The sequence below is a fragment of the Candidatus Methanoperedens sp. BLZ2 genome (genome assembly GCF_002487355.1).
Taxonomy (GTDB): Archaea; Halobacteriota; Methanosarcinia; order Methanosarcinales; family Methanoperedenaceae; genus Methanoperedens.
Window position 1 is genome coordinate 14,716 of the sequence record NZ_NTMG01000046.1, and the last position, 12,473, is coordinate 27,188.

The 12,473-nt window shown below is 41.7% G+C and carries 14 protein-coding genes; 12 read left to right on the forward strand and 2 right to left on the reverse strand.

Features of this window, described 5'->3' with window-relative positions; translation table 11 throughout:
• Positions 1 to 87: 87 nt before the first annotated feature.
• The 12 genes from CL181_RS08550 to CL181_RS08595 all read left to right on the forward strand — a co-directional run bounded on the left by CL181_RS08550 (position 88) and on the right by CL181_RS08595 (position 10,986).
• Complete coding sequence (locus CL181_RS08550; RefSeq protein ID WP_097298894.1) at positions 88 to 558, forward strand: hypothetical protein; 471 nt, start codon at positions 88 to 90, stop codon at positions 556 to 558.
• 2 nt (positions 559 to 560) lie between these two features.
• Positions 561 to 689 carry a hypothetical protein gene (locus tag CL181_RS21135; RefSeq protein WP_255251497.1) on the forward strand — a complete coding sequence of 43 codons (129 nt, stop codon included), beginning with the start codon at positions 561 to 563 and terminating at the stop codon, positions 687 to 689.
• On the forward strand, positions 686 to 4,156 hold the full coding sequence (locus tag CL181_RS20255) for a hypothetical protein (protein WP_097298895.1): 3,471 nt from the start codon (positions 686 to 688) through the stop codon (positions 4,154 to 4,156). The genes CL181_RS21135 and CL181_RS20255 overlap by 4 nt, the downstream gene beginning before the upstream one ends.
• Positions 4,156 to 4,404 (forward strand): hypothetical protein, encoded by a 249-nt coding sequence (locus CL181_RS08560; RefSeq protein WP_097298896.1) that lies wholly within the window; start codon positions 4,156 to 4,158, stop codon positions 4,402 to 4,404. Before CL181_RS20255 ends, CL181_RS08560 begins: the two co-directional genes overlap by 1 nt.
• Positions 4,394 to 4,795: a hypothetical protein gene (locus tag CL181_RS19735; RefSeq protein WP_141398847.1), complete on the forward strand. Its 402-nt coding sequence runs from the start codon at positions 4,394 to 4,396 to the stop codon at positions 4,793 to 4,795. The genes CL181_RS08560 and CL181_RS19735 overlap by 11 nt, the downstream gene beginning before the upstream one ends.
• Positions 4,756 to 7,749, forward strand: coding sequence for a DUF2341 domain-containing protein (locus CL181_RS08565; protein WP_176505120.1), 2,994 nt, complete (start codon positions 4,756 to 4,758; stop codon positions 7,747 to 7,749). The genes CL181_RS19735 and CL181_RS08565 overlap by 40 nt, the downstream gene beginning before the upstream one ends.
• Positions 7,746 to 8,129: a hypothetical protein gene (locus CL181_RS08570; RefSeq protein WP_097298898.1), complete on the forward strand. Its 384-nt coding sequence runs from the start codon at positions 7,746 to 7,748 to the stop codon at positions 8,127 to 8,129. Before CL181_RS08565 ends, CL181_RS08570 begins: the two co-directional genes overlap by 4 nt.
• A complete protein-coding gene (locus CL181_RS08575; RefSeq protein ID WP_097298899.1) occupies positions 8,129 to 8,872 on the forward strand; it encodes a hypothetical protein in 744 nt (247 codons plus the stop codon). Before CL181_RS08570 ends, CL181_RS08575 begins: the two co-directional genes overlap by 1 nt.
• 395 nt (positions 8,873 to 9,267) lie before the next feature.
• A complete protein-coding gene (locus CL181_RS08580; RefSeq protein WP_097298900.1) occupies positions 9,268 to 9,498 on the forward strand; it encodes a hypothetical protein in 231 nt (76 codons plus the stop codon).
• Between the two features lie 30 nt (positions 9,499 to 9,528).
• On the forward strand, positions 9,529 to 9,984 hold the full coding sequence (locus tag CL181_RS08585) for a hypothetical protein (RefSeq protein WP_097298901.1): 456 nt from the start codon (positions 9,529 to 9,531) through the stop codon (positions 9,982 to 9,984).
• Positions 9,985 to 10,349: 365 nt separating this feature from the next.
• On the forward strand, positions 10,350 to 10,637 hold the full coding sequence (locus CL181_RS08590; RefSeq protein WP_097298902.1) for a DUF4258 domain-containing protein: 288 nt from the start codon (positions 10,350 to 10,352) through the stop codon (positions 10,635 to 10,637).
• Position 10,638: 1 nt separating this feature from the next.
• Positions 10,639 to 10,986 carry a YgiT-type zinc finger protein gene (locus tag CL181_RS08595; RefSeq protein WP_097298903.1) on the forward strand — a complete coding sequence of 116 codons (348 nt, stop codon included), beginning with the start codon at positions 10,639 to 10,641 and terminating at the stop codon, positions 10,984 to 10,986.
• 39 nt (positions 10,987 to 11,025) lie between these two features.
• Here CL181_RS08595 and CL181_RS08600 read toward each other — a convergent pair whose 3' ends face one another.
• Complete coding sequence (locus tag CL181_RS08600) at positions 11,026 to 11,922, reverse strand: tyrosine-type recombinase/integrase (protein ID WP_097298904.1); 897 nt, start codon at positions 11,920 to 11,922, stop codon at positions 11,026 to 11,028.
• A gap of 107 nt (positions 11,923 to 12,029) precedes the next feature.
• On the reverse strand, positions 12,030 to 12,284 hold the full coding sequence (locus tag CL181_RS08605; RefSeq protein ID WP_097298905.1) for a hypothetical protein: 255 nt from the start codon (positions 12,282 to 12,284) through the stop codon (positions 12,030 to 12,032).
• Positions 12,285 to 12,473: the final 189 nt, after the last annotated feature.

A 12,473-nucleotide genomic window follows, 5' to 3' on the forward strand; every position in this document is an offset into this window, starting at 1 on the left:
ATATAATCATACAGTAGGAAAAATTTTTAATGAAAACTTTCCCAGAGGACGCGATGGCGCCCTACTAACAAAAAGGAGGAAACTAATATGGGAATGAATTTTAGAAGAATCGGAACATTTGTAAAAGAAAAAATAAACAAGAAGATCGTGGAATTCAAAGAAGAACAAAAGTTCAAGCAGGAATTAGATGAAAGACTAAAACAAGAAAGAAGAACTGCCGCTCTGAACAATACTTCGAAGATAGCTAAGATCGAGGCCGACAGGAAGTTACAGGAGATCAGGTCAGGAAAACAACAGAGTGGAGGAATTCTCAATGGCATCCGCGACTGGAATGACAGTATGAACCAGCAGGCTCAAAATGACCTTAGTAATATGTTTGGTGGCGGATCCGGAGCAAATAAGAAATCCCAGGGAGGGATATTCAGTGGTTTTGGGGTATCTGATGCTGATCGAAGGATGTTAGGCATGCCTTCAGCTAAAAAAGAACCATCCGCATCACATAAGAGTAATAAGAAAAAACATCGTGGCGGCGGAACAACGATCATCATCAGGAAGTAATTATGATCAACAATTCTGTCTCACATGGAAGCTGCTGCAAAGATCTCCGGAAGGACATAATTGATTCTGTCCAGGTCCCGATATCCTGGCCAGCTCACCGGCAGGACAGAATTGACAAGGTGATCTTATGAGCACTGAAGAGCCAGGATGGGGAGGATATACAGAACCGACAAGAGACAATGGGGGCGGCGGTTCAAAACCTCCAACACCTCAGCCACCATCTCAGCCTAACCAGTGGGGTGAACTCCCAGGAGGAGCTACAGTAAGCGAAGGATCAGATCCAGGGGACAATTATGGATATAGCAGCGGAGGAAATGATCTAAGTGGTGGCAGCCATACATCTTATGACAATGCAGGGAATCCCACTACGATCTACACAGACAGGTTGGGAAACGTCCACTCTCTCCAGGACTACTCCGGGCGCGGAGGTGGAAGATACGATACTGTTATCGGCGGATTCCATGAAGGGTATGCCGGCAGCGGATACAGACGGAGCGCATACACTGAACTTCAGCAGCCGGGAGTAAGAACCGCTGTCCTGGCGGCAGCTAATGCAGACCCAGGGGCGGCATTGAGGTTAGAGAGAGCTGGTATCATTGAGATCCAGAGGTCTCAGCCGGAGCAGATAGAAAATTATCCGGGAAATAACGGACCACGCTTTGAAACTCCATTTAATAGACACTTAGGATACAATCCAGATTTTGTATACAAACCATCGCCACGCCCACCCCTACAAACAGAACTGCCACAACAGGAGCAGTCACAGGAGAAACAGGATATGTCGTTCTGGGATAAAATTAGCTCAGAATATGAAAATATTAACTCAAAAATATCCTCTAGAACAACACCATTCCTAAATGAGGTACAGGCATTACGGGAATATGGCCAGGAATATGCGCCGAAGCATTACCCAAATACATACAAACCGACAGAGGCGGACAAAATAGCGTATGACTTTCAGACAGGGATGCTAGAGTCTATAAGGGACAGGCCTGCAGATGCAATTGTCTCTGCGGCGACAATGGCTATACTCTCTCCTATAGCTGCAAAGCTACCCACAATTGTAAATTATGGGATTGCTGGATATTATGGATATGATGTAGAGCAAAGGATATCAGGGAGCAACAATCCAGCTAATACAGCAGGTGGAATATTTGCAACAGAGATTGTCCCAATGGCCGCAGGTGGAGCAATCGGAAATGCCCTGAAAGATCCTCTCGTAGATATCAGCAACAGGGGTATAGGTAAAGTCCAGGACATCATCGGAAAAACAGAGGGTGTCAAGAAAAACAGCTTCAATGAAGAAATATACATGTCGAGGAAGGAACCGAATCCAAAGCCTATCTTCGAAGAACTAACTCCTGATGATATTATTTCAGGGAAAAAACCAGAGATCATCGGATACGAGTCCCTCCCTCCTGAAGGTAATATCAAAGTAGAGATAGCGGGAGGAAAAGTCGAAGCGAACAGGCTCATTGATAATATCGCATCCGGATTAAAGGCCAGCGGGGATAATATCAAAGTCAAAGGTTCGGAGATATTCAGCGATAATGGCCTGTATGTAAAGGAGAACAAAATCGTTGAGATTGATTATTTCAATAAATTCAAGGAAGAAACTCTGGGCCCTAAGAAGTTCAGGCAGCCTGAGATCAATAATCTGGAAACAAAGGATATCACGGCAATGCCGTTTGAAAATGTGAACCTAAATGTTGGGGATATCAGGCCTGCACAGACTGGCTTGGAATCACTTAAGCAAGTATCGAAACCGAGCTTAGAGGGACTCAAGCAAGTGCATAAAGGCAGCCTTGAGGGACTCAAACCTGTAGAAAAAAAAGGATTCGAAGGACTCAAGAAAGTAAAAAAGCCAGGGCTTGCATCACTAGTAAAAGAAAAAATGGTCTCTTCTGCAGTGAGCTTGACAGAGGATTTACCGATAAAATTCGTGGATGTATCCCCAGGGAAAACCCCTGTATATCGTGGATTATCTCTTGAGGTAGGGCGTACAGGGCAGCCACTCATAGGAAAAACTCCGGAGGGCTGGAAAATCGGGACTCCTGAATTCAATGAAGCGCAAGTGAAAGAACTATACGGGGAAGCATTTGACAATCCAGCCGGATATCCAGCAAACACGCCAACTGAACTGGCAATTGCCAGGAAGAACATAATCAATAACTATGATCCACTGAACAAAGCAATAGCTGAAGATTCAATGCAATTAAGAGAAATGACATTCGGGACAGAATCGCGATTTCTCTCTGAGGAACTTGTTTTTGATGAACCTTTAAAAGCACATGGCTTAAAACCAGAAACGATCAAAAATGTCAAGAAATGGTTTGATAATCAGGATACAGTAGTTGCCGGGTCAGTTGCTCAAAAAAGCCAGATGAGAGGCCTTCCACATAGAGAATTACATGACATTGATTTTTATATCGAGAATCCACAGGCAAAAGCTGCTGAACTATTAGACCTTATTGAAAAGACGGACCCAGGGAAAGTATATCTTAAAACTCCAGGAGGACATCAGCTTATAACTAAGGAAGGCGGGACAATCTTTGATGTCAAACCACCAGAAGGGCTGGTCGATCTAGTTCCTGAGGCTTTGGGATCCCCTGGCTATCAGAGAGCAGCGGAAAAATATGTTCACTTTGCTTTCAAATACGAAGATCCTGTAAAAATTGGAGGTATTAAAGCAACCTCATTATCTGAACAGGCCACAAGGAAAATGGGGAGCACCATAGGGCTGCGTGAGAATGAGGTCAGACCGGATATGGTGAGAAGGGTAAAAGATATCGCCGATTACCTGACAATAGAACCAGCGCTTATAGAATCCCAGAAGATGGGTTTATTCTCCGGGCTCAGAGCGGGAAAAATAGCACGGGAGAGAACCATCTTATCCAGGCTTGAACAGAACTGGATGGAGAAAGTAAAATCATTCACACCAGAGCAGAGAGCTAAGTTCTTTGATACACTTGGAGAGAACAGACCGGATCTGAAACAGGTCATCTACGTTTCCAAATCACTCAGGCCAAAAAGCGATTCAGCTTCTTTAAGTAAAATGGCAGGAGTCGGAGCTTTCGAATCCAGAAATAATAACATTGTATCACAGTATAAAATTGATAAGTCGATCCGTGAATCATCTATGATGAAGAACCTGGAGAAAAGTTCCGGATCAAAATCATCAGGTGGCAGCCGCAGCAAAAGCGGGGGAGGAAGCAAATCAAGCTCTTTTGGTATCAAACCGAGCGGGTCCGTGTTTGGCAGTGGAGGATCTAACTCTCATGGATCCTCTCCACCCAGCTCACCGCCGGGCAGGAGCCCAGGAGGTGGATCTGGAGGTAATAGTTCTGGCCGTTCAGGAGGTGGAGGAGGTGGATCTGGAGGTGATAGTTCCGGGTCTTCTGGCGGCCGTTCAGGAGGCGGAGGAGGTGGAGGATTTGGATGGCCAACAGGAAAACCACTGAAAATGAAACCACATCAGGACGATATGCGAAGTATCCAGAAGGCGATCAAGAAATCCTTCAGGACCGTCAGGATCGCGCCAATCATGGAGCCAATAGCATTCGGACAGAAGGGTAGAGGGAAAAGGAGACGAAGGTAATGGTCTCATACCTTATTTTTGCAGCCCTGTTTCTCACTATAGGGGTCACAGGAGGACTTTACAGCGTGTTAAGCGACATCCTGGATATCATCGTACCAATTAACATTGCGCTGGGATACACGAACACTGATACAACGTATATTGGAGATCTCATGATCCTCGGAGCACGACTAAGCCCGATATGGATTTTCATAGGAGTGATATTGTATTTACAATCAAGAGCTCAAAAACCAGAATATGGATACTGATTCTGTCCTGAGCTCCTGTGGATATCCGGCAGGATCTCAGAACTTAGCAAGACAGAAAAAAGATAATCTTTTTTCTGTCCCACTGCAGAGCTGGCCAGGAGATCGGGACCCGGACAGAATGAGCTTCCTGCAAAATGACAGCGGCGCTTCAATTGTGTTCACCTGGGTTTTCGCATTGGCGATGGAGTTTATGATAGTCTATGTGTACCTTCTGGTGACTCCATCCATCAACCTGATCGCGGATTATATGGTAGAGTTCGGGGTTCCGAAGCACGATGTTTTATGGGTGCAGCGGGATTATGCCTGGGGATTCGGAGTTTTGTTCATCGGAGTGATCCTGTGGGCTATAATATGGAGCCACAAAAAGGAAGAAGACACGGGGTGGCGATAATGAATCAACAGGACAGGGTAAATAGACTCATTCTATTGGCGTTCATCTTTTTACTTTTAGTACCATCAGCAAGCGCAACAAATTATGCATCAGGGAAAAACCCCTCGTATTCGGGGTACAACGGTGGAGCATCATATCCTGATTTTCCGGCCCGAGCTGTCGATGGAGATTTTTCAACAAATGATGGTACAGAAACATTATTTGCTGCTTATGGTATGGATTCTACCGCAACAGTAGATATGGGGGGGCTATATTATATATCTTACATCAATTACAGCTATTATGATGCTCTTGCTGTACCGACTTATGTTCAGACAAGTACAGATGGATCAACTTGGATAACTCGTTATACAAACTTAACTGCAGGAACTAAAAACGGCAGCGCTACAACAAATGATATATTTAGATATATAAGAATTTATTTCACGAGAGTAGAAGGTATAGATAATCCTGTTCATATTTCTGAGATACAAGCATGGGGAGATAGCAGTGCTTCTGCATCTTTACGATGGGCTAATGCATCTTATATTTACAGAACAGATGGTTTTATATCAGATGGTGCTCGTCCTTATCAATTATTATTAAATGTTACAAATTCAACAGGAACAAGTAATGCAACAGATATATTTACAGGTGGGCATTGTCAAACCATAAATTGTTCAGATATAATATTTTATTTGAATAATATAACTGTTTTGTCTTATTTGGTTGAAACAAATATTACAACTAGCGTTGCAGGTAGAGTTTGGGTAAATGCAACAAGTAATGGTACCGTGAGCATGTATTATGGTAACGGGAGTGTATCCTCTTTGTCGAACGGAACAAATACATTCATGTTTTTCGATGATTTCTCTGGAACTCTTTCAAAATGGACTAATGGAAACATATCAAATAATGAAATAGTCAGCGGAGAATTACGATTGAAGGGAGCTCCGGGAGATGCAACATGGGCTGGAGTTTATTCAAATAGTGCTCTCACGAGACCGTTTATTCTTACGTTTAAGCAGCGTGCTACATCAGCATCTAACTACGGTTATGGTGGTCTCACAAATGCCGCTTTCACTGCTCCAGGAGTACTGGGGTTAGTCGGATATATGACTTCTGCTCCTACTTATTCTTTCTTTGTAAATGCCACAAATCACGATACATCATATACTTCAGGTACGACATATAATATAACAATCACTAATCGATTGAATGGATATTCTGTCGCAAAAGATAATCCATCATATTTATTTAATGATACTACTATAATACCTTTCAGATATATTCAATTTGCAGAAGTGGCTAATGCAAATTATATGTATATTGATAATGTAATTGTACGGAATTATGCATATTCAGAACCTATCTGGAGTACATGGGGAACAGAGCAATCCCTATATTCCAACAATAGAACTCAAAATACGAACCTATCTGTATCACAATTACAGGGGAGATATACACGATTCTATTATAATGGCACTACTCCAACATGGACCATAGACGGAGTGAATCAGACCGGAAGTTATGGTGTAGGTTATATTGACGTACAGGCCGCAGGGACTAAAATTATCACAGCAAATTCTACATCATGGACATATACAGCAGTTACATACACACTGGAACTCACAAGCCCCGCTAACGGGACTACAGCCGGGACCACAACACCCACACTATCAGCGCGAGAATGGCCAAGCCAGCCACCATATACTTATGAAGTAAGCACAGACAACCAATTCATTAATATAATTGTAACTGGTAGCGGCACAGCTACTGATGAAACTATAAGCAGCGGGGCAATATCACTAAACCCAAGCACTAAATATTATTGGAGATTTAAAAACGGTACGGGACATTATTCAACATATTTTGAATACACCACGGCCAGTCCAACAATAATCCCAGGTCAATTGAACATTACTGTATTTGACGAGCAGAACTGGAATTCAAGGATAATGACATTCAGCGCTCAGATATACAATTCAACTTATACCACGAATAGATCAACAACTACTGGCTGGGTGAACTTCTCTAGCTCAGAGGTAGCATCCGGAGAATATCTTGTTCGTATTGTCCCTAACACCTCTTTTGCATCAAGATCTACTCTGGTGACTTCCCCTACGAATGTTACCATGTATATTCCCAGCACGGCAAACACAATCAATACTGTTGCTTTTTACCTGCTCGACTACACGGGTTTTTTCCCATGGCAAGACTCAGTATTCACTATATCCAAGAACAATTCCGTCATGCATTCAAGTTATTTTGATGCCGATGCAAAAGTTGCAGCATATCTAATCCAGGGGGATAGCTACAAACTCACAGTAACGCATGGAAGTAGAATCCAGGAATGGGGCAACTACATCCCGATCAGCAGCGGAAACGTAGAAGTAACTCTTATCGATATCGGAGTTAATACCACAGAATATGTTCCGTTCAATTATAACATCACGAATGGGGCAAATAACATTACTCTGCGCTGGTCTGATTCCGGGACCCTTAATTCGTTTAATTTCTCGATCTATAAAGGATCTGCAAAAACGCTGGTACACCAGCTGACAACTTCTGTGTCACATGGCATGAGTGAATATATTGTCACTAATACCTCAGACATCTATTATGTCTATTTCACTGCAAATACCACGACAGGAACATACCCATATTCATATACTGTAGACTACAGGGCAGGGACAAGGCGCTCAGATGATGGTATAGGATACATCTGGAATTATGGGAGTTTTACTGCTCCTGAGTGGATATACACGGCTTTTTCGATGTTGATCTTAATTCTCATGGGAGCAGGGTTCGGAGCTATTCACAGTCCATTCGGATCCGTTGTGACAGGAATATTTGCTGTGATATTTGCTGAACGCGGATGGATGACTCAAACCACTGCTGGAATTGGCTTTTTTGGCGGGCTTGTAGTTTTCCTGGTATTGTATTACATGCAGGATAAGGAGAAGAAACCATGAAAGCACATCATATATCATTATATTTGATCATGTTCTCGTTTTCTATAGTGATCGTTGTCTCATCCGGAATATTCGGGGATATCCAATTAAAACAATATGATGGGCCGGATATTCTTGGAGTGATCCGGGCATTTGCTCCGGCAACAACAGAAAGCCTTGCGTATAATGTGATCGCAATAAGTGCATTCGGATTATTGATATACACTCTTTCCCCGATAGTTTCAATCCTTATCTATAGCACGATCCTCATGGATTTTTATCTTCCCCTTCTGGGGGCGCCGTACGCATTCACAGTTCCATTGACTGTTGGAACCTGGCTGATGTTCATCCTGGGATATAATCAATATAAAGGCAGGACGAGCTTGCGGGAACAGGAATAATGAAACTGAAATATTATGTGAATAATTTCTGGGCCAGTGTGATCCTTGCTATCTTTATTCTATTGATATTTACAGTTGCAGCCGGTGCCTATACTCTTTCCAGTTCATCAGCTACACCAAGTAAGATCTACAAGTGCCAGCCTTCAGTGATATCAGCTACTTTTTCAGATTTTGCAGCAATAACTGCTGTGACCGTGATCATTGAAAACAAAAATGCAATTCTTGTGAATGGCACTTCGCTAACTCCGTATGAAGAATATGCTATGGCAAATGCCGGAGGTGGACAATGGACATACACTTATGGAAATGATCCGACTATTGTTTGGGGAAACAAATCAATCTCATTCAATGTTTCTACTGCAGGAGGATATGCGATCAATACAACAACTTCATATGTTTTTGTTTATAGCGATATTTGCACAGGGACGGGAATTTCAAATGTCAGTATCGGAATAGGTAATTATACTAATAGACTGGCCCGGGATGAAGGCAATCTGCTTACATTCATGATCCAACCCTTTGTTGATTACTGGGGCCAGATATTCTATGTACTGTGTGTGTTTGCAATCGTGATGGCTATGTATATCAAGAACCAGCATGTTGGCCCCCCTCTCCTCACCGGTGTAGGGCTCCTGGGATTCTTGGCCGCGTACAATCTGCTCCCGGATGGATGGAAGATCTACATGGCAATCATAATGGCTGCTGTAATCGCGGGGATCCTCTGGAAGGTGTTCAAGAAATGAAGACAAGAATGGATCCTGCATATCACCTCCAGAAAAAAACAGAGATATTGGTTAAAAAGGAAATGGCACGCTTGAGGCGGAGGATGAAAGGAGGTTGAATCATAAAGGCAACCATGATATCTCCTATCTAATCGCGTTTATTTCAATGTTTTTAAAATCGCTATCGGTAAACACAAACTGCATATAGTGAAAATTATATGCAGTTTTTGAGGCTCACTATCTGAATTTATTATAAGAAGTGAAGTAAACGGAAGCTTAATGGAATTTAATTTTTTTTATTATATTAGTTATCTTTGAAAATGCGGTTTTTTGCATATACTATAGAATCTATATAATTCATAGAACCTATAGAAACTATAAATACTATATATTCTATAGGTTCTATAGGTGATAGCTTGGCAAAAACTACAATGGAATTGGATGTAGAAGTAAAAAAAGCTCTTGGAGATATGGGAAAAACAGGCCAGTCGTATAATGAGGTGCTTAAGAAGGTTATTGAAGATGCAAAGCTGGCTCGTGAGATGAATATAAAAAATATGAAAACAGCGATTGTAGATAATCATGGGAAAGCTTCAATTAGCCGGACGCTGGCAGGTAAAACAATAGAGTACAGGGTGAAACAATGAAAATGAATGTTGTAATGAAGGTAAAAGTAAATGAAAGAAATACACCTTAAGTTAGATTCAGGATTTCCATATATGGATACAGATGTATCATTTGAGCAAAGCATCGAGGACATAAAAAAGCTATTAAAGAAATTCAAATGTGATGAGATCCTGACATACGAGAAAGATAAAACAGTAAGGATGATGTTCAAAAAAGACGGAGTGCCATACGTAATTGATTTCCCAGTTATATACATATATGGCTCCAGAACCCAGCCACGTTTAGCAATGGAGGTATCGGGCAGAGTAATTTATAATGAGATAAAATCCTCTCTCGTCATTGCTGAAATTAAGAGTTTCATGCAAGCCATGCTATCATATATAGCGCAGCCAACACCAGACGGTATTATCTCTCTTGGCGAACTGGTAGAATCGCAGAAGGATAAAATCATAAAAGGGCAGCTAATAGAACTTGATCCTTCTAAGATAAAGCGAATAATAGGTTAAAGGAATAATCATAAAAAAGTTATAATATAGTTATTTTTTTTTAAGATGGATCCTTCAGGAACATGCAAATAATCACCATAATGATCATCCGTCTAATTATATTGTGCGCGTTTATTTTAATGTCTGGCGTCAGGCCATGCTATGATATCTATAATATTTTATCATCGAACCTACGATTTATAGCTAACGGAAGAAATTAATATAAATATCATTATACCATAACTGTATAAATATAAAATCCGATTAGGCTATTTTTGATTATATTAAGGGTATTTTATATAGACGCAGATGGAGATCCAGCAGTGGATCGTAGGATAGAAAACTATATTAATATAGAGAAGTATAAGAGATAATGTAGTGAGATTATGAACGACGAGTTTGAAATTATCCGCTTGAAAGCCCTGGAGTTATTTGAGCAGCGAAAGATCAGTATGCCAAACCATGCTGCCAGAAGAATGGCTGAAAGGAACATACTGCCTTCGGAGATCAAACTCGTGCTTCTTCATGGCTCAAAGTATAAAGAAGAAATAGATGGCTCAGGTGATATAAGATATACAATGCGCGGATGGGATTATCAAAGCAGAGATATTCGCATTACGTTCATAATCAAAGAAGCGTTGATTATTATAACAGTGATCCGAGAGGAGGAATAATATGAGCGAAATAGAAATTAAATGTTTACTGTGCGGAACAAAGACAAGAGAAGTTGATGATATTAACTTCACAGCAACGATTGAAGGGCGTGAAGTAGTAATAACCAGGCTCACAGGTACACGCTGCCAGAACTGCGGAGAAGAGTATCTGGGTGCCGATTCCCTTGACAAAGTGGAAGAGGTAACGAAGAAATTCCGTAAGCCTGCTGTAGTGTTTAAGCGAAAGATTACAGTAAGCGGCGGGCGGCGGGTTATCGGCATTCCTGAAGAGATAGATAGGGCCCTGGGTAAGAAGGATAATGTCAATCTCTGGCTTGAAGGGGATAAGATCGTAGCCGAGGTGTACTGATTGCCAGGATTCTGTCCGGGTCCCGGATTCCAGGCCTGATCACCGGCAGGACAGAATCTTTGGAATACAGCGCAAATATTCAATCCTTACCATTTCCGGATCGATCCTGTTGTATATCTGCCAGGATTCTACCCTCATACTATCCCCTCTTAAGAATTTGATGTATTGAGGATCCATACCAGCCCTGAAGAGATGAGTTGTAAACCAATGACGAAAGCAATGAGGCGTTAGTTTCCTGTCAAGGGGACCGTTACTGTTATGCAGGTGTAGCTTTTCCCCGAGGTCAGCAAGGATCATCCCGTATGCATCCTTGTGGATCCTGCCGCCTTTCCCAGATATCAGCAGCCAGTCCGTTTTTGTTCTCTTATACCTCCATTCCAGGTATTCTTTGAGGGCGCCTTCGAGTTCATCATCCATGAAGGCAAGATTGTGGGACCTCTTTGCTTTCATAGGAATTCGAATTACATGAAATTGAAAATTGAGATCCGATTCTTTCAGGTCGTGGAGTTCCCCGCGTCTTATTCCGGTCTTGGCCAGGAGTATGATTATGATTTTTTGCAGGGGATGAGTGGCTGTTTTGTAGAGCAGCTGCATATCCATAATACTGATGAGCTGACGGGTTTCTGGATGACACTTGATGCGATCTAGATATCTTTTTCTGAATTCTGGAACTGGATTAAATTGTATTTCTTTTTCAAATACCAGAAAGTCAAAGAAAGATGCCACCGCTGACATATACCCTTTGAGTGTTCCCGGAGCCAGCTTTCGTAAGCGTAATTTTCCGATATATAATCTCAGATCGTCATTTGTAACAGTAATAGGTTTTGGGAAATATGCAAGGAACTCTATGACGTTACTGCGATAAGTCTCTATTGAGTGGTTTGTCATGTTTTTTGCCCTGCAATCAAGCAAGAATCTTTCAAGATATTGGCTCATTCAAACTGCAAGAATTCCACAATTGAATTAATTTTTTTGTGAAAAGTCATGGCATGAATTATGTGGAAAAATATAATGATGGTATCTTTGTCTACAATCCGCCCCCACTAATCAATTATCTCATGCAAGTCTTCTGATATACTTTTTAACGACTGAATGTGTTTTGCTAAACCGGGAGTATCATATACGATCCATTTTGGTTTTATTTTTAAGCCCCTTCTTCCTTTTTCATGTGTAAGGTCAAATATTTCTTCATCAATATTAGTAAGTCTCGCCTTAATTTGCTCAAATTGATTTTGCTTATAATTTCCACAGATGGGGCATTTTCCGGTACCACTACACACCGGGCAAATTTTACTCATCTACTTTCCTGAAGATAAGTTACGTCCATGTTATCAACCTCTGGCAAAATTGTATGGAGGAATTGGCTGGTATTAATGCCCCAGCCAGGCAAAAAATTTCCGTGGATGGGCTTTCGCCCTGGAAATTATTTTCAAGTTCCCAAAAGGGTCAGGGAACCCACACAGGCCCGGATGATGCTCCGATGGGGA